The organism is uncultured Clostridium sp. (assembly GCF_947036855.1).
GTDB lineage: Bacteria > Bacillota > Clostridia > Clostridiales > Clostridiaceae > Sarcina.
Genome location: NZ_CAMQRY010000046.1, coordinates 1 through 18,289 on the forward strand (window position 1 = coordinate 1; position 18,289 = coordinate 18,289).

Sequence of the window (18,289 nt, forward strand, 5' to 3'; positions counted from 1 at the left end):
ATCTTATAATGACTTATAAATAATTTTTCATAAAAAAACATCTTAAGGCAAAACCTTAAGATGTTTTTTTATTCTTATTTACTTATATTTACTTCATCTGTTTTTGATAATATTTTACTATACTGCCCTTCTTGTCCAACTTGAACTGCTTGTACATCAGACTTAAAGCCTTTACCAACAATTCTATTTGCACTTTCATAAGTCGTTTGTATAGTTTTTCCATTTATTATAATTTTACTAGCCTTAGTTAAATTCTCACCATCAATAATAAGATTCTTTCCCTCTATATAAGCTTTTTTTATTTTAACTGGTTCTAATCCAAGTTTCATATCTGACCTTTGATATAAATCATCGCCTAAAAGATAATTTTCTCCATATAATTGGTCAAATTGAATATCTTTTAAATATTCTTCATATTTCTCATCATTTGAATATGTTTTATGGAATGTTGGCATTATTCCACCATCTACTCCTGCAACATCTAAAACATATGTTGATAATTGATATGCTTGTATATCTTGCTCTTTTGGCTCTATCCCAGTATTTGACCATATAAAGTATTCTGCATCATATTTTTGATTTTGTGGAAAGTTTTCTTCATCATTAATAACTCCAAGTGCTGGTAGATGGTCACCATACATTGCTATAACCGTAGGCTCTCCTGATTCTTCAACATACTTGATTAATTCCCCAACATATTTATCAACTTCAAAAGCTTTATCTAAATATTCTTGAATTTGATTTCTTTCTTCATTACTAATATCTCCACTAACTTCATAACCATTTTCTGCTTTATAGTCACTATCATAAGGTCCATGACTTTCAACCGCAACATTAAATATAAACTGTGGAGTATCTCTTTTTAAAACTTCTTTTATACTTTCTAAATTATTCATATCACTTGGATAATCATATGTGTATTGTAAATCATCTATATACTCCTGTGTAACAAGATTATCAAATCCAAAACTTGAGTATACTGTATCCCTATTATAAAAATTTCCAAGATAATTATGAACAGCTGTTACTCCATATCCTTGTTTCTTTAAGATTTGAGCCATACTTTCAACTGCTTGTTTCTTTAATACCGTATTATTAGGTATTTCTCCAGGTCCAAGGTTATTAGCTGAATATCCTGTTAATACTTCAAATTCTGTCCTAACTGTTCCACCACCAAAAGAAGGAACTCTTATAAGACCATTTGGTCCCATTTCTTGAAGTTTTCTTATATTAGGCATAGGATCTTTAGTAAATTCAACCCCTTTTATTCTATATGGGTCAACAAATGATTCTAGTTGAACAATTATTATATTAGGTTTCTTTTTATTTCCTGAAACCTCAGCACTCGCTTCCTCTAAACCTGTCTTCAAATCTGCCATTCTTTCCGTAGTATATGAATCTGGTTTATTTGGAATCAGTTCTTTCGCTGAATTTATAAATGAAACTAAATAACCATTTTCACTGTATGTAGCATTTAAATCCCATCTATAATACTTTATATTACCCTCTGCTTTATTATATTTATAATATCCCGCTGTAAAAATAAATGCTGGTATTATAAATATAGCAAGATTTTTTAAAATATTATAATTTTCTTGTTTTTTTTCTTTTTTAAATAATACAATTATTATACCTATAAAACCAACAAGTGCGAGTAATCCAAGTATAACCTCTATAGGTCCTACATATTCTTTAGCCATACTCATTCCATCTTTAATCGAATATATATCTGCTGGTGTAAATGGACTACCCCTAAACTTTTTAAGCATAAATCCGATAATTGCAAAAATTAACAATAGCCCTGAAATAAGTGTAAACATAGCTTTTCTCTTTTTAAATAAAAATGCAATTGATGTTACACTTAAAACAATACCAAGATTAAGCATAAACATACTAAAATGAGTTGCTATAAATGTACTTGCTTTAATAATAGAAGCTCTTTGAAGTCCCTCTATTATTATAGTTACTATAATTGATAGTCCAATCCATGTAGCTATACTTTTCATTATATTATTTTTATTGCTTCTAAACTTTTCTTTAATTTCATTAAATTTCAACATATAAAATTATTACCCCCTATTATATATCTGCTTTTAATTATATCAACTTTTCAAACTACTATATCAAATTATTGAAAAAGTTAATATAAATATAATAAAAACTCTAGATAATTATAAATATTTATAATTACCTAGAGCTTTTTTAATTTCTTATTATAATATAAACTGTATATGCTATATATATTCCTATAAGCAGTATACCTTCTCTTTTAGATATCTTTTTAAAATCTTTCTTACTTAAAAGTATAGACAAAACAAGTACTAATGTTACTATTATTAAAAATATTAAATCTATAGCCATTGGTCCTGCTACTGCTATTGGTGCTATAAATGATGACAATCCAAGTATTAAAACTATATTAAAAATATTTGAACCAAGTACATTTCCAATAGCTATTCCATTTTCGCCCTTCTTTGCTGCAACTATAGATGTAACAAGTTCTGGAAGTGATGTACCAATTGCAACTATTGTAAGTCCTATCAATTTCTCACTCATACCTAAAGTTTTTGCTATATCTGATGCACATTTAACAACTAAATCTCCCCCTATAACAATTAAGGCTACCCCTATTATTGAAAATATAAGTTTAGGTATAACTTTAACATTTTTATATCTTAAATTATCCTCTTTATCGACATTAGATTTTTTACTACTATATATTAAATATATTATGTACATAATACAAACCCCTATAAGTACTGCTCCATCAATCTTTGATAAGAAATTTGAACTTCCTAAAAATGATATATCAACAAATACTAATAAATATAAAAGTATTGTTACTCCAAGACTTACTAATAAGTCTATTTTAACAAGTTTTTTCTTTATTATAAGTGGTGCCACAAATGCTGTTGCTCCAAGTACTATAAGAGTATTAAAAATATTTGAACCAAGTACATTCCCTACAGCTAGTCCATTACTTCCATTTAAAGACGAAGTAAGACTTACAGAAAGTTCTGGAGCGCTTGTCCCTATTGATACCACTGTTAATCCTACAATAACTGATGGTATTCCTATTTTTTTAGCAATGCTTGATGCTCCATCAACAAAAAAATCTGCACCTTTTATAAGTAGTAAAAATCCAACTACTAAAAACACATAATTCATCAAAGGTAATCCCCCCCCTCTTCTCTTAGTTTGTAATAACCATTATATCATAATTATTACAACACTCTATAAATATATATACATAAAAAAAGAAATAGACTAGCTATTTCTTTTTTTTACTATTTAACACTAATAATTATATTATCATCTAACACATCTACAAGTGCAATTTTTCCATTTTCAAGTTCTCCTGAAATTATCTTTTTAGCAAGAATTGTTTCAAGAACATTACCAATATATCTTTTAAGTGGTCTTGCTCCATATACAGGATCATATCCTTCTATTGCAAGAAGTTCTTTAGCTGCATCTGTAAGTTCTAGTCCTATACCTCTTTCTTTAAGTCTTCTAGCAGTTGCTGATACAAATATATCAACAATCTTTTTAATACCTTCAGTACCTAATGGTTTAAACATTATAATATCATCAACTCTATTTAAAAATTCTGGCTTAAATCTACGTTTCATCTCATTCATAACTGCATCTTTTATTGGTTGTTCTACATCTTCTGATTTATTCTCAAGAAGATACCCACTACCAATATTAGAAGTCATAATTATAATTGCATTTTTAAAATCTACAGTTTTACCTTTATTATCAGTAAGTCTACCATCATCGAGTATTTGAAGGAACATATTAAACACATCTGGATGTGCTTTTTCAATTTCATCAAATAAAATTACTGAATATGGATTTCTTCTAACTGCCTCTGTAAGTTGCCCACCCTCTTCATATCCAACATATCCTGGAGGTGGTCCTACAAGTCTTGATACAGCTTGTTTTTCCATATATTCTGACATATCAACTCTAACTATATTATCTTCACTATCAAATAAATTTCTAGCAAGAGTTTTTGCAAGTTCTGTTTTACCAACTCCTGTTGGCCCTAGGAATATAAATGAACCTATTGGTTTATTTTCATCCTTAAGTCCTGCTCTAGCCCTTATTACAGCATTAGCTACTGCTGTTGTCGCTTCATCCTGACCAATTACTCTTTCACGAAGTTCATGTTCAAGTCTTAAAAGCTTTTCTTTTTCACCCTCAACAAGCTTATTTAAAGGAATTCCTGTCCACTTTGAAATAATCTCTGTTATTTCATTTTCAGTAACCTCTTCCTTCAGTAAAGATTCACCCTCCTTACTATCCATATTTTCTTCTTTTTCTTTAATAAGCTTTGCAAGTTCTGGAACCTTTCCATATTTAAGCTCTGCAACTTTATTTAAATCATATGCTCTTTCTGCACTCTCAATTTCAGCCCTTACATTTTCAAGTTCTTTCTTAAGTTCTCTAATTTCTGTTATATGCTCTTTTTCTTTTTCATATTTAGCAGTAAACGCATCATTTTTTTCTTTAAGATTAGCAAGTTCACTTTCTAAAACAACAAGTCTTTTAACAGAAGCTTCATCATCTTCTTTTGAAAGTGCTTCTTTTTCTGTTTCAAGCATAAATAATTTTCTTCTAATCATATCTAGTTCTGTTGGAAGTGAATCTATCTCTGTTCTTATCATTGCACCTGCTTCATCAATTAAATCAATTGCTTTATCAGGCATATATCTATCCTTTATATATCTATCTGATAACTTTGCTGCTGCAACAATAGCTGAATCATGTATTCTAGCCCCATGATGTATCTCAAATTTTTCTTTAAGTCCTCTCAGTATAGAAATAGTTTCTTCAACATTTGGTTCTTCAACGATTATTGGTTGGAATCTTCTCTCAAGTGCTTTATCTTTTTCAATATACATCCTATATTCATCAAATGTAGTAGCACCAATACAGTGAAGTTCTCCTCTTGCAAGCATTGGTTTTATAAGGTTCCCAGCATCCATAGAACCTTCTGTTTTTCCTGCTCCAACAATTGTATGAATTTCATCTATAAATAATATAACTTTCCCCTGTGCTTCTTCAACTTCTTTAAGTACAGCCTTAAGTCTTTCTTCAAATTCACCTCTATATTTTGCTCCTGCTATTAAAGCTCCCATATCAAGAGATATTATAACTTTATTCTTTAATCCTTCTGGAATATCACCTCTAACAATTCTTTCAGCAAGACCCTCAACAATAGCTGTTTTACCTACCCCTGGTTCACCTATTAATATAGGATTATTTTTAGTCCTTCTTGAAAGAATTCTAACGGCTCTTCTTATTTCTTCATCTCTACCTATAATAGGATCAAGTTTATTTTTTTTCGCAAGTTCTATAAGGTTTGTACCATATTTAGCTAATGCTTCATATGTCCCCTCTGGATTATTAGTATCAACTCTTTGATTACCTCTAACCTCTTGTAGTACTGCTAAAAATTCACTTTTTGTTATGTTTCTTGTATTAAGTGCTTTACCTGATTGCCCATCTGCATCTATCTCCATAATAGCAATCATTAAATGTTCAACACTTATATAAGAATCACCGAAGTCTTTTGAAATATCTTCTGCTTTAATAAGAACTTCATTTATTCTTCTGCTAGCAATAACTCCGCTAGATTTTGCTGCTTCTCCAAGTATTTTTGGCATTTTATCTAAAACTATATGAATATCATTCTTTATAATTCCTATATTAGTTCCCATCTTCTCAATTATGTTAGGTATAAGTCCATCTTCTTGATTAATAAGTGCTGATAAAAGATGAATAATATCAACTTGTTGATGATTATATCTAACCGCAATATTATAAGCTTCATTTAAACTTTCTTGTACCTTAAGAGTCATTTTTTCTGCATTCATTAATAATTCACCTCATCTAAATTTCTTTTCTTTATCTATATTTATAATAATACTTATTTTTTCTTTAGTCAAAATCAAAAGAATATATTTATTTTTAACTTTATATACATATATTATCATTTTTCTACTAATGAAATCTACATAATATTGTTATTCCCTATATTAATTGATATTATATTAAAGGACAATATTTTTTTAGAAAAGGATGTGTATTATATGCAATTAACAGTTTTTGACTTTACACAAGAAAGTATAGACCTTTTAAATATATTAAAAGCTGATTTAAATTCTGCTTCTGATATACTTGACGACTTCTTCTTTTCTCTTCTTGAAAATAACTGTGATGGTTTTTTTAACATTTCAACAAGAGTTAAATCTAAGATGAGCCTTAAAGAAAAGATTATAAGAAATAATTACTACTTATCATATAATTCTGCTGAGGAGTTATTCTCAAATTTATCAGATTTAATTGGTGTTAGAATAGAATGTAGATTTATTGAAGATGAAGAAAATATATTTAAGTATTTAAAATCATCTTTTACACATACAAATTCTGATGGTTATAGTTTTTCACCAAAATATCCAAATATTCTTTTAGACCTTAGAGAAGAACAGCCTCTTAATCAAAAAAATGGATTTAAATTATATAGAATAGATGCTTACATAAAAGAAGGTGGTCATACCTTTAATTTTGAATTACAAATTAAAGCAATGGTTAACTTATTTTGGAGTGAAATAGAACATAAAGTAATTTATAAAAATTACAATATGGTTCTTGGTGATAAATTCTATAAAAATATATTAAATTCTATAAAAAGTAATTTATCAATGATAGATAATCAACTACTTACCATCTTTAATCATATGAATGAATTCAATAATTCTAATCAAATAATACAAAAGGACAAGCTTGAAGAATTGCTTTCAAAAATGATATTTGATTTATACTCAACAAAAGTCAAAGAAGATCTTGGTATTTCAGTTGATTTTAGAAATGCATGTGACATAATTGTTGACTATATCTTTACTAAAAATAAAGGTGTTACAGCTCATGATCAATATAATACATTTATCCAAACTTCTGTTAGGTTAAATGAGATATTCCAAAATGATATTTGCTTTAGAAGTTCTATTACATTTACTAGACCTGTAACTTTTAAATCTGATTTTTCATCTATAGTTGGAAAAAAACTTTCAACTTCTATGAATAAAGATTTTCACTGGAATTTATTCTTTAAAATATTATTTGATATAGAACCATGTGATCAAGTTGGTGATTTTGAAATTTTCATGGATTACCTTGAAACTATATTCTCTAATAGAGATAGCTATCTAAACTTTTATTTAAAGTTTAATTCAGATCAAGTTGTATTACTAAAAAAAGAGTTTTTATCAACTCTTTGTAATGCATTTTTAGCAGTAGATTCTATTGAATTTATTTATAGAGATAAACTACTTGAAATTTATGAAGCACTTGATGAACATGCAAACTTTATTTGTGATGAAGTAACTTCTTTTGAATATTATGAACTTTATAGAGATGTATATAATAAACATTTATATTTAAAGCTACTTTCAATCTTCAATGCTTCTATAAGTGTTCCTAGTGCACTAGAATTTACAGAACAATTAAAAACACTTAAAAGTAAAATACGAATAACTACTAAAGGATTAAATTATATAAATTCACTGGATAAAGAAAAGGCTGTAATAAGCACAAAACTTTTAAAATATATTTATATAAGGTAGTCAATTTAAAGTAACTAATAGGATTTATTTCTATTAGTTTTTTTATTTCTCTTCAAATATTGTTACCTTTCGATATTTATGTTTTAAATATCATTTACGAGTATTTTATTTAAGGTATATTTTGCAACTAAATAACCTTATTTTAGATATTCCAGCCTTGTTTTTATAGATTTAATCAAATCTTCAGATGAAACTCCATATAGATAGATTTATATTTTTCCATAAAATTATATAAAAAAAGAACCTAGATAATCTAGGTTCTCTTCTTTGCAAGAACAATATAATATTGAAATTACAATACTGCCAAGGCAGTATTTTATACTATTTTGAGTAGAACTCAACTATTAATTGCTCATTAATTGTTATTGGTAATTCTTCTCTTGTAGCAAATCTAACATACACACCTTTGAATTCTTCTACGTTTTTCTCAACGTAAACAACTGTGCTTAAGTTAGCAGCAAAGTTTTCAGCAAACATTTCTGTTTTTCTTGATTTCTCTCTTAATACAACTTCGTCTCCTGGTTGTAATCTGTATGAAGGAATATCAACTTTACTTCCGTTAACCATGAAGTGTCCGTGGTTTACCATTTGTCTTGCTTGTCTGATTGAGTTAGCAAATCCCATTCTGTATACCATGTTATCTAATCTAGATTCTAATAATCTAAGCATAGAATCTCCGACTCTCATGTTTGTTGTAGCGAAAGCTTCGTCTACAAGTCTTTTGAATTGCTTCTCCATAACTCCGTAGTACGCTCTTAATCTTTGCTTCTCTAATAATTGAGTACCATAGTCTGATAACTTCTTATCAGCTCTGCTTGTTCCTCTTACAGCTCGCTCCATAGCTTTTGGATGACCAGATACATTAAGTCCTAATCTTCTACATTGCTTGAAACGAGGTCCCATCATTTTTGCCATTTGCAATTACCTCCGAATAATGTATATCTTTGTGATATATCATATTTTAATTTTTGTACGTTTCGTACTTTAATAATATAGCACTTAAATCTAAAGTTAACAAGTCCTAAAATGAGATTTACATAAAATTATTTATATATACCTCTAATTTTCTCCATATTTCTTAATTTTTCTATTTTTATTAATCTTTATCTTTAAAACACCTTTTTACTAAAGATTGTTAAAAATGCCCACTTAATTTTCTAAAACTCTCAAACTTAAAGAACTAAATTCATTTAATAGTTCTTTTAATAAAGTAGTTATTTTACTTTTCATCCCTACTTTATCACCTTCTAAATTTATTACAAGTATAGGTTCATGTAATGATAATCTTATTAAGAACCATGATTTTGTTCCTTTTAAATAAACTTTTAGCCCCTCATAGTTAGGCTTTGCTATTATCAAATCTTCAGAATTTTCAGCTTTTACTTTAAATTTTTCAAGAATAGTATTTCCATATGTTCTAAAATCCTCTTCATTTATATTAAGTCTAAATTCTTCCTCTTCTATACTTTCTTTAAATCCTTCCATAATGCTTGATAATTCTTTACCTTCTTTATTTAGCTTAGCTAGTTTTATAAGTATTTTGGCAACTAAATATGCTCCATCATCTAAGAAATAATTTTCTTTAAGTGCTGCATGACCTGAAGTTTCTATTGCAAGTGCACTTTCTATTCCCTCTTCATTTAATCTTTTTGATTCATTTATAACATTTTTATATCCTCTTTTGAATCTATGATGCTTTCCACCTAAAGCTTCAATAAATTCTTTTAACCCCTCTGAAGTTATTGAATCTGTAACCACACTTGTCCCTTTTGTTTCCTCTAAAATAATTGTAGATATTAGAGCAATTAAAGCATTTTTATTAATTTCTCTACCATCTTTATCTACAACTGCTGCTCTATCAACATCTGTATCAAATATTATACCAAGGTCTGCACTGCTTTTTAAAACAGCATCACTTATTGATTTCATAGCTTCTTTATTCTCTGGATTTGGTATATGATTAGGAAACCTTCCATCTGGCTCTAAAAATTGACTGCCTTTAGTATTTGCTCCTAGCTCTTCTAAAACTTCCGATGCAAAGAATCCTCCTGCACCATTTCCAGCATCTACTATTATTTTAAGTCCATCTAAAGGCTTTTTACTATCAGTTGCCTGCCTAATTTTTGAAACTAATATATTTGAATAATCAGTTATTAAATCTTTAACTTCAACTGTCCCTTTTTTATATTCCCCATCAATTTCTGTTGCAAGAGCTAGTACTTCTTTTAAGTCTTCTTTTTCAAGTCCACCATCTCTTGTAAAAAATTTCATACCATTGTACTGCATAGGCATATGGCTTGCAGTAAGCATTATAGCTCCATTCATTTTATAACCATCTATTATAGTACTCATAAACATTGCTGGTGTTGTTGCCATTCTACAGTCTATAGCATTTACTCCCATATCTGTAATTCCATTTATAACAGATTCTTTAAGCATATCACCTGTAAGTCTTGAATCTTTACCAACTGCAATGCTTATGTCTTGTCCATATTTTTTATATAACCATTTTGAAAATCCAACTGCTATGTCATAAACTGCTGACTTAGTTAAATTAACCTTGAAATCCTCTATTTCTAGTGCTATCCCTCTTATGTCTGTTCCATTTTGTAATTTTCCTAAAGTACTCATTTAATCACTCCTAGTTTATCTTTTGTTCATTTTATTTACAAACTCATTATATACTATAATTATGATAACGTATACTTTGTATATTTTTATAGCTTTTCTTTAAATTAAACCACCTTATTATATCTATCTCTAAATCTCATTTTTAATATTTTTATTCCTTCTTCCATTTCATCTTGTTCAAATTCATTTATAAAATCCCAATTTTCAATTATAAATTCCTTAACATCCAATAAAATCTTTTCAATTTTATCAATATTAAGCAAACTCACATCAAAATCTATAATAGCTTCTTTCTTCTTTATATCAACTTTAACTTTTAAAACTCCATTTATTACCTCTTTAATATCATCTAAAATATAAAAATAACTACAATATTCATCTTTTAATTTTATAGCTGTTTCTATTTTCACTAAAGCTTTTCCAATCCCCTTATCGCTTACTTTAAAATCCAATCCATTTCTTATAATCATTGCTTTAAATTTATTCAAAACTTAATCTCCTATCATATTATTTAGTATATTAATATGCTTACAGACTTCTCTTCTTTCCTATATGTTCAAGTATTTTTCTAGAAATCAAAAAAGCTATATCCAACTAATTAAAGTTAAATATAGCCTTTCTATATTATCTATTACTTACTAACAAGTAATAGCATTTCTCTTAAAACTTTACATGCAACCGCAGTAGATACTCCACTTTGGTCATAATGTGGAGATAATTCATTTACATCAAATCCTACGATATTTAAATCTTTCATAGTTTTAATTCCTGATATCATCTCATTAAAAGTTATCCCTCCAGCTTCAGGTGTTCCTGTTCCTGGGAATATTGATGGGTCTAAAACATCTAAATCTATTGTTACATAAACATTTTTACCTTTTAACTTTTCTGCAATTTCACCAAGTGTCTTTGCATCAAAATTTCTTGTATAAACATGTTCTTTTCCCCAATAAACTTCTTCTTTAGAACCTGATCTTATACCAAATTGATATATTTTATCATCTCCAACTATTTCCCAACATCTTCTCATAACACAAGCATGTGATAATTTTTCTTCCATATAGTCTTCTCTAAGGTCTGCATGTGCATCAAAATGAATGATATGTAAATTATCATATTTTTTTGCAATACTTCTAACAGCTCCAAGAGTAACTAAATGTTCTCCACCTATCATTACTGGCATTTTTCCATCTGCTAAAACTTCATCTGAAAATTCTTCTATCATTTTTAATGCTCTATCAGCATTTCCAAATGGTAATTCTAAATCTCCAGCATCAAAGTATCCATAGTCTTCCATGTCTTTATCTTGATATGTGCTATAACTCTCTAAACCATATGAATCAGGTCGCATTGCTTGTGATGCAAATCTCGTACCTGGTCTAAATGATGTAGTTGAATCAAATGGTGCACCATATATTACTATTGATGACTCATCATATTCATTATCACAACACATTAATGTTGTAAGATTTCTATTCATCTGATGCCTCCGCAAGCATTTTCTTAACATAGTTAGGTAATGCAAACGCACCTGAGTGTATTTCTGTATTATAATATTTAGTTTCAAGTCCAAGTTTATTCCACTCTTCAACTATTGGATTATTTAATGGATCATGCTTCTTTGATGCAAATCCAAATAACCAATGTCCTGATGGATAAGTAGGAATATGAGCTTGGTAAACTCTACATATTGGGAAACTCTCTTTAATTCTTTTGTGTGCTCTCTTCATATTTTTAGCATACTCTTCATAGTAAGGACACTCATGTTGATTAACAAGTATTCCCTCTTCATTTAATGCTTTATAACAGTTTCCGTAGAATTCTTTTGTAAATAGCCCCTCTCCTGGTCCAAATGGGTCTGTTGAGTCAACAATTATTAAGTCATACTTGTTTTCTACACCTCTAACAAATTTTAATCCATCTTCAAAGTAAAGATTTACTCTTTTCTCATCAAGCTGTGAAGCTGTCTGTGGTATATATTCTTTGCAAACATCAACAACTAATTTATCTATCTCAACCATATCTATATTTTCAATTCCAGCATATCTTGTAAGTTCTCTTACAGTTCCACCATCTCCAGCACCAATAACTAAAACGTTTTTGATATTTGGATTAGTAGCCATAGCTGTATGAACTATCATATCATGATATATAAATTCATCTTTCTCTGTAAGCATCATAAGTCCATCTAATGTAAAGAATGTACCAAATTCATTTGATTTAAATACATCTATCTTTTGAAATTCACTTTGCCCACTATATAATTGTTCCTGTACCTTTATTGAAAATCTTGCCTCTGGTGTATGTTCTTCTGTATACCATAATTCCATATCTAAATCTCTCCTCTATTTTAAAACTTTTATATTTTCTACATTCATATCTTCAAGCCCAGTCATAAGACTTCCTTTATTTTTTGAATATAAAATAAATTCTATTGCCTCTTTTGTTATAAGTTCTCCTGGTGCAAGTATTGGAATTCCTGGAGGATAGCACATTACAAATTCTCCTGAAATACACCCTTCACTCTTTGTAATATCTACAGATATTTTCTCTGAGTAAAAAGCTTCTTTTGGACTAACTTTTAATATAGGGCTTATATACTCATGGTCTATAAGATCTTTTCTATCTTCTATATAATTTATTCTTCCAATCTCATACAATGCTGAAATTAATCTTTCTATATTATAGTCAGTATCACCAACTGATATTATTGCAAGTATATTTCCAACATCTCCAAGTTCTATTTGTATACCATATTCATCTCTTAATATATCATAGACTTCAATTCCTGCAAGACCAATACCTATTGTATTAACAACAAGTTTTGTTATGTCAAAGTCAAAAACATCTTTATTATTAACTATCTCTCTAGAAAATGCATAATAATGTTTTATCTTATTAATCTCTTCTCTTGCATACTCTGCTTTTTTAATTATATCATCAACTATTTCTTTCCCATTAAGCGCTAAGTTTCTTCTTGCTATATCAAGTGATGACATAAGAAGATACGAACCACTTGTTGTTTGAGTAAGATTTATTATAGTTCTAACATAATCTTTAGAAATCTTATCATTATTAAGTAACAGCAATGAACTCTGAGTTAGTGAGCCTCCTGTTTTATGGACACTTACAGCTGCCATATCACACCCTGCTTCCATTGCTGAAACTGGTAATTTATCATTAAAGTATAAATGTGTTCCATGTGCTTCATCTGCAAGTACAAACATATTATGCTCTTTAGCAAGCTTTACTATACTTCTTAAATCTGAACATATTCCATAATAAGTAGGGTTATTAACAAAAATCGCTTTTGCATCTGGATTTTCTTTAATAGCTCTTTTTATATTATCAATATCCATTCCAAGTGAAATTCCAAGTCTACTATGTATACCTGGATTTATATATATTGGAATAGCACCTGATACTATAACTGCATTTATTGCTGATCTATGAACATTTCTTGGCATAATAATTTTATCCCCATCTTTACAAACACTCATAATCATTGATTGTACTGCTGATGTAGTACCATTTACCATTAAAAATGCATGTTTTGCTGAGAATGCACTTGCTGCAAGTTCTTCTGCTTCTTTTATAACAGATGTAGGATGGCAAAGGTTATCAAGTGGTTTCATAGAATTAACATCTACTGAAAGACATTTTTCTCCAAGAAACTCTCGAAGTTTTTCATTACCTCTTCCTTGTTTATGACCTGGAACATCAAAAGGTACTATTTTGTTTTTTCTATATTGCTTTAAAGCCTCATAAATAGGAGCTTTTTCTTGCTCATTATTACTCATAGTTTACCTCCTAATATAAATTAACTCCTGAATATATTTCAATCATTTCTTTTGATAATCTATCTCTTATATCTATTCTTTGAGCTGGTGTAAGCTCACTACTTTCTGTATTAAATAAATAATTTTCTAATTTAATTTCATTAATCATCATCTTTGTATGATACATATTAGATTGATACATATTTATATCTATTGCATCATAATTCTTTAAAGTATCTCTTTCAATAAAATTCTGTATTGAATTTATATCATGATCAATAAATATTTTTCTACCATCAACATCTCTTGTAAATCCTCTAACCTTATAATCAACTGTAATAACATCAGAATCAAAACTTCCAATAAGGTAATTTAGCGCATTAATCGGTGATATCTGTCCACATGTTGAAACATCTATATCAACTCTAAATGTTGTAATTTCCTTATTTGGATGACATTCTGGATAGGTATGAACAGTTACATGGCTCTTATCTAGGTGAGCTACAACCGTATCTTTCTTAACTTCAAAATCTTCAAGCTTTCCTCTATTGCATGATTTATCAACTAAATCATCATCAAGCTCTTCTTCTGCTATAAGTAAAGTTACACTTGCACCTTGTGGCTCATAATCTTGCTTTGATATATTTAAAACACAAGCTCCTATAGCATTTGTCACTTCACATAAAATATTAGTTAATCTTTCAGCATTATACTGCTCATCTATATATTTTATATAATCTTGCTTATCTTTCTCTGTTTTTGTATAACAAACATCATAAATATTAAAACTTAAAGTCTTTGTTAAATTGTTGAAACCATAAAGACGAATTTTTTCACTCAATTCCTCACCTCGTTAAATACTTTTAATTTTTTTCACTCGTATATTATATATTAATATTAGTTATATTTATATATTTTTCAAAAAATTTATTATAAAAAACCTGTACAAGATAAATCTTATCTCATACAGGTAATATCAACAAGTTAAATTTCTTCTTAATTCCCCCAGAATTTAGCTAAAATTTCTTTATTGTTATCAATAAAATCATATTTTTCTAAATCTTTTTTTGAAATCCATTCCCATTCTATAATACTTTGATGGCATGAAACTTTTTCTCTTAAAATAGCACTAACAACTATTTTCTCTGCCTCGTCATTTATCTTATATGTAGAAAATTCTCTTATGTCAAAACCAATAGTCTTAAGTTCCTCTTTTATAACTCTATGAATACACTTATCTAATGTCTCATTCATTTTTTTCTTTTTTCCAACTAAACTCCAAAGTCTTGGTTCATTTTTTGCAACTTTCTTTTGAACAATAAGGACATTATTAAAATCATCCTTAACAATAACCTCACAATATGCTATATTACTCATTTATAGTCCCCCTTCTTATCACTTTGTTTTTTTGTAATTTACACTAATACTTTTCATTCACTAATATTATTATACTATATCTTCGACAAAAACTTTGTTAATTTTACTTTAATAAAAAAAAGATGCCGAAAATTCGACATCTTTCTCTTATTGCTCTCTTGGGCAAATTTCTTTTATTATAAGTGTTGACCAACCGCTTTCTTCATTAACAATCCACTCTGTATCCATATCCATAAACTTAAGCCATGCATTTAGACCAAAAGTTTTCTTTGTAACATTTGCAGCTCTTCTTCCAAAAGTTTTCTTTATAAGTTCTAATAACTCTGTTTGTTCTTTTGAATTTAATTCTTCACCAATAACAGATGAAACTGCATCACAGATAATTATGTATGATTTTGCATCTTCAAAATAAAGCTCATCAGCATTAACTTGTCTTTCTTGATTTAAGTAATCCATAACTTCATTTATCTCTTCTACATTTGATAAATGTTTTTTTGATAACTTAAGAGCTTCTATATCTCTATCTAATCTTGCAACTTTTTTTTCTAAATCGTAATATCTCATCTAATCTTCCTTACGTTCTTCTTATTTACTATAAATATAAAAATTATAATATTTACTACCATTATAACACTTATATTTTTATTTCCACAAGCACAATATAAATAAACTCCATTTTATATTTGCATTGAATTCGTATAAATATTATAATTAAATATTATCAACCTTATTAATATATTAAATATAATTTAGGCTTAAATATACTAACAAGATGATTAAATATTTATTATTTTGTTAACATACCCACTTTGATATGATTTTGCCATCAAAATAATGTAAAATACTACTTATATAGATTAATAATGATTTATTTTAAACTAAGGAGATTATAAATGAATATTTCTAATAAAAAACTAAAAAAAGCTTTAGAAAATTATAAAAATGGTGATTATGAAAGCGCACTTAAAATTTGTGAAAAATTTCTTGAAAAAGACTATAGCAATGAAGAAGCATTATCTCTTGAAGGTGATATTCTGTACAAGCTTGGTAGAATAGATGATGCTATTGTTACTTGGAAAATAAATTCTGAATATAACCAAAATGAAGAAGCTACTAATAGACTTGCAGCTGTTGATAAAGAAAGAAAAGCTCAAGCACTTAGCTATACTAATATTCAAAATATGAGTAGTGAAGATAGAGTTCTTCTTGAAAATGCATATCGTGAAAATATTGAACTTAAAAAGCAAGTAGAAAGTAGTAACTTCCTTTCCGATAAAGATTCAAAACATGTAGAAGAACCTAAATCTGCTGAACATTTAGATGTTTTACAAAATAATGATTCTTTTGAGCCTGTTCAAGATGATATGTTAAATAATAAAGAATATGAAATTATTGAAACTAATATTGATGATTTAATAGAATCACCTTCTACAAATAATGAGCTAGAAGATATTAATATTGATGAATTCAAAGATAGAGTAAAACATTTAGAGGCTGAACCTTCAATAGCTAAAAAAGTTAGCGTTGTAGATGAAGATGATTCTTATAAAGATAGCTTTAATCCTAGACCAGTAACAGCTACTAAAAAAGCTAGTTCTAAGAAAAAAATAATAATAATATCAACAATAGCAGTTGTTGCAGTTATTATCGTTGCTATTTCTTATAGTAAAATGCACTCTAATACAAAAAATGAGAAATCAGCTTCTATCAATAAAACAGATGTTGTTCAACCCGCTACAGATAAAACTGTACCTGTGGCTACTAAGCCAAAACCTGCTCCAACTGTTAAAATGCTTACAGATGCACAGGTTAAAACTTATAATACTGATGTTGCTTATTTAATATCACAAAATAGTATTGATGGAATTAAAAATGTTCTTATTAATACACCAAAAGATACGATTCCAGCAGCAGCTATGGAATCGTACAATAATGCTTTAAGCTTTATGAAAAGCACTGGTATCACTTATTATTTCACTAATGGTATGACTGCTTATAAAGCAAATGATTATGCAACTGCTGTATCATATTTTAGTGAGGCACAACCATTTGCTCATGATGATTTCAGAGGGGCTACTATGTTATTCCTATCAGCAGTATCTTATCAAAAACTAGATAATCTTACACTTGCTGTTAGCACATATAAGGATTTCTTAAAAGAATATCCAAACTCTACAGAATATACACCTGAAACTTTATATTTCTTAGCTAATTACTATTCAGAGCATAATTCAGCTTCACAAGCTAAAGATTATGCAAATCAATTAGCTACTAAATTCCCAGGTTCAATGTATAATAATACTGAACTTAAAAAAATAATTGGATAAATTGAAAAGGTTGCAAATATTGCAACCTTTTATTTTTTTATTATAGTTCTTCTTATATTATCTTCTTTTACCTGTCTTAAAATAGCTTTTATATAATTATCCTCACCTTTAAATGTATCTAAATCTTTAATTATATTTTCTTTTTTACTAAATGGACACATAGATATACATATGCCACAATCGGTTCCAAAATATCTCCATTTATCATAGCATTTTTCTTGATTATGCCTATATGTTTTTTCCGCATAAAGATTATCAACCAATTCAATTGCTTTAGCTGGACAAGTTTTTATACATATTTCACATTTTTCACAAAAATATCTAAGTCCAAAATCAACTTCTTTATCAGCTTTAAACTTTAAATTTGTTGTAACTACACCAAGTCTAATCCTTGGTCCATATTCCTTAGTTACAAGTAGTCCATTTGCACCAATTTCTCCAATTCCAGCACTTTTCGCTACTGGTATAAGCCTAACTAAATAATTAGCATCCATATGATTTCTTGCCTCATATCCTAAACTTCTTAAATAATATGATATAA

Annotated in this window: 15 protein-coding genes; 2 read left to right on the forward strand and 13 right to left on the reverse strand. The window is 28.3% G+C overall.

The genetic code is table 11. The features are described 5' to 3' along the window. Nucleotides 1-74: 74 nt before the first annotated feature. The 3 genes from Q0V15_RS06540 to clpB all read right to left on the reverse strand — a co-directional run bounded on the left by Q0V15_RS06540 (nt 75) and on the right by clpB (nt 5,885). Nucleotides 75-2,060, reverse strand: a complete 1,986-nt coding sequence (locus tag Q0V15_RS06540) for an LTA synthase family protein (RefSeq protein WP_297437206.1) — start codon at nt 2,058-2,060, stop codon at nt 75-77. 142 nt (nt 2,061-2,202) lie between these two features. Beyond that, nucleotides 2,203-3,168, reverse strand: coding sequence for a calcium/sodium antiporter (locus tag Q0V15_RS06545; protein WP_297437208.1), 966 nt, complete (start codon nt 3,166-3,168; stop codon nt 2,203-2,205). A gap of 119 nt (nt 3,169-3,287) precedes the next feature. Next, a complete protein-coding gene (gene clpB / locus Q0V15_RS06550) occupies nt 3,288-5,885 on the reverse strand; it encodes an ATP-dependent chaperone ClpB (protein ID WP_297437210.1) in 2,598 nt (865 codons plus the stop codon). A gap of 216 nt (nt 5,886-6,101) precedes the next feature. Between clpB and Q0V15_RS06555 the strand changes: the two genes are divergently transcribed. After that, on the forward strand, nt 6,102-7,634 hold the full coding sequence (locus Q0V15_RS06555) for a GTP pyrophosphokinase family protein (RefSeq protein ID WP_297437212.1): 1,533 nt from the start codon (nt 6,102-6,104) through the stop codon (nt 7,632-7,634). A gap of 321 nt (nt 7,635-7,955) precedes the next feature. On the opposite strand, the gene rpsD is transcribed toward Q0V15_RS06555, so the two are convergent. From rpsD to Q0V15_RS06600, 9 genes are all read right to left on the reverse strand, one after another. Further along, nucleotides 7,956-8,549 carry a 30S ribosomal protein S4 gene (gene rpsD / locus Q0V15_RS06560; RefSeq protein ID WP_297437214.1) on the reverse strand — a complete coding sequence of 198 codons (594 nt, stop codon included), beginning with the start codon at nt 8,547-8,549 and terminating at the stop codon, nt 7,956-7,958. 234 nt (nt 8,550-8,783) lie between these two features. After that, nucleotides 8,784-10,265 carry a phosphomannomutase/phosphoglucomutase gene (locus Q0V15_RS06565; protein WP_297437216.1) on the reverse strand — a complete coding sequence of 494 codons (1,482 nt, stop codon included), beginning with the start codon at nt 10,263-10,265 and terminating at the stop codon, nt 8,784-8,786. Nucleotides 10,266-10,369: 104 nt separating this feature from the next. Beyond that, on the reverse strand, nt 10,370-10,753 hold the full coding sequence (locus tag Q0V15_RS06570; protein WP_297437218.1) for a hypothetical protein: 384 nt from the start codon (nt 10,751-10,753) through the stop codon (nt 10,370-10,372). A gap of 143 nt (nt 10,754-10,896) precedes the next feature. Continuing rightward, nucleotides 10,897-11,745 carry an agmatinase gene (speB, locus tag Q0V15_RS06575; protein ID WP_297437219.1) on the reverse strand — a complete coding sequence of 283 codons (849 nt, stop codon included), beginning with the start codon at nt 11,743-11,745 and terminating at the stop codon, nt 10,897-10,899. Then, nucleotides 11,738-12,595: a polyamine aminopropyltransferase gene (gene speE / locus Q0V15_RS06580; RefSeq protein WP_297437220.1), complete on the reverse strand. Its 858-nt coding sequence runs from the start codon at nt 12,593-12,595 to the stop codon at nt 11,738-11,740. The genes speB and speE overlap by 8 nt, the downstream gene beginning before the upstream one ends. A gap of 15 nt (nt 12,596-12,610) precedes the next feature. Next, the gene (locus tag Q0V15_RS06585; protein ID WP_297437222.1) at nt 12,611-14,065 is read right to left on the reverse strand and encodes an aminotransferase class I/II-fold pyridoxal phosphate-dependent enzyme; all 1,455 of its coding nucleotides are present in this window, start codon (nt 14,063-14,065) and stop codon (nt 12,611-12,613) included. Nucleotides 14,066-14,075: 10 nt separating this feature from the next. Further along, on the reverse strand, nt 14,076-14,885 hold the full coding sequence (gene speD / locus Q0V15_RS06590; protein WP_297437224.1) for an adenosylmethionine decarboxylase: 810 nt from the start codon (nt 14,883-14,885) through the stop codon (nt 14,076-14,078). A gap of 155 nt (nt 14,886-15,040) precedes the next feature. After that, the gene (locus Q0V15_RS06595) at nt 15,041-15,421 is read right to left on the reverse strand and encodes an NUDIX hydrolase (protein ID WP_297437226.1); all 381 of its coding nucleotides are present in this window, start codon (nt 15,419-15,421) and stop codon (nt 15,041-15,043) included. A 147-nt stretch (nt 15,422-15,568) separates the two neighbouring features. Then, a complete protein-coding gene (locus Q0V15_RS06600) occupies nt 15,569-15,985 on the reverse strand; it encodes a hypothetical protein (RefSeq protein ID WP_297437227.1) in 417 nt (138 codons plus the stop codon). A 329-nt stretch (nt 15,986-16,314) separates the two neighbouring features. On the opposite strand from Q0V15_RS06600, the gene Q0V15_RS06605 reads away from it, so the two are divergent. Further along, nucleotides 16,315-17,748: a tetratricopeptide repeat protein gene (locus Q0V15_RS06605; RefSeq protein ID WP_297437229.1), complete on the forward strand. Its 1,434-nt coding sequence runs from the start codon at nt 16,315-16,317 to the stop codon at nt 17,746-17,748. Between the two features lie 29 nt (nt 17,749-17,777). Here Q0V15_RS06605 and Q0V15_RS06610 read toward each other — a convergent pair. After that, the coding region (locus Q0V15_RS06610) for a 4Fe-4S dicluster domain-containing protein (protein ID WP_297437231.1) at nt 17,778-18,289 on the reverse strand (512 nt) is incomplete at its 5' end.

Bases quoted from the DNA above. Each gene is read 5' to 3' on its own strand.
- Q0V15_RS06540 (WP_297437206.1), bottom strand. From the start codon at position 2,060: ATGTTGAAATTTAATGAAATTAAAGAAAAGTTTAGAAGCAATAAAAAT.
- Q0V15_RS06545 (WP_297437208.1), bottom strand. From the start codon at position 3,168: ATGAATTATGTGTTTTTAGTAGTTGGATTTTTACTACTTATAAAAGGT.
- clpB (WP_297437210.1), bottom strand. From the start codon at position 5,885: ATGAATGCAGAAAAAATGACTCTTAAGGTACAAGAAAGTTTAAATGAA.
- Q0V15_RS06555 (WP_297437212.1), top strand. From the start codon at position 6,102: ATGCAATTAACAGTTTTTGACTTTACACAAGAAAGTATAGACCTTTTA.
- rpsD (WP_297437214.1), bottom strand. From the start codon at position 8,549: ATGGCAAAAATGATGGGACCTCGTTTCAAGCAATGTAGAAGATTAGGA.
- Q0V15_RS06565 (WP_297437216.1), bottom strand. From the start codon at position 10,265: ATGAGTACTTTAGGAAAATTACAAAATGGAACAGACATAAGAGGGATA.
- speB (WP_297437219.1), bottom strand. From the start codon at position 11,745: ATGAATAGAAATCTTACAACATTAATGTGTTGTGATAATGAATATGAT.
- speE (WP_297437220.1), bottom strand. From the start codon at position 12,595: ATGGAATTATGGTATACAGAAGAACATACACCAGAGGCAAGATTTTCA.
- Q0V15_RS06585 (WP_297437222.1), bottom strand. From the start codon at position 14,065: ATGAGTAATAATGAGCAAGAAAAAGCTCCTATTTATGAGGCTTTAAAG.
- Q0V15_RS06595 (WP_297437226.1), bottom strand. From the start codon at position 15,421: ATGAGTAATATAGCATATTGTGAGGTTATTGTTAAGGATGATTTTAAT.
- Q0V15_RS06600 (WP_297437227.1), bottom strand. From the start codon at position 15,985: ATGAGATATTACGATTTAGAAAAAAAAGTTGCAAGATTAGATAGAGAT.
- Q0V15_RS06605 (WP_297437229.1), top strand. From the start codon at position 16,315: ATGAATATTTCTAATAAAAAACTAAAAAAAGCTTTAGAAAATTATAAA.